Consider the following 262-nt stretch of genomic DNA (forward strand, 5'->3'; position numbering starts at 1 on the left):
TCGAGTGGCTCGCTAAAGGCTATTCTATCGCCCCCTCTCCGGGGGCGATTTCAGATCAGGCTTCTGTACCTGGTTGATTCATGGCATTTTCTCGTGCCGCCAGCACACGTTCTACCGTATCTACCACTGCCTGAGTTTGTGGATCGATTTCAATGTTGACGCGTGCGCCAAGTTTTTTCTTCCCAAGAGTCGTGCGTTCCAGTGTTTCCGGAATTAAATGGACGCAAAAACGCGTTGGCGTGACTTCGCCGACGGTCAGGCT

The 262-nt window shown here is 52.7% G+C and carries 1 pseudogene; it reads right to left on the bottom strand.

Annotation, left to right across the window (positions count from 1 at the left end):
- Positions 1-55: 55 nt before the first annotated feature.
- A pseudogene (locus tag V5P19_RS23820) lies at positions 56-262 on the bottom strand (riboflavin synthase); the annotation flags it as partial.

Source organism: Enterobacter sp. UNJFSC 003 (assembly GCF_036903355.1).
Lineage (GTDB): Bacteria > Pseudomonadota > Gammaproteobacteria > Enterobacterales > Enterobacteriaceae > Enterobacter.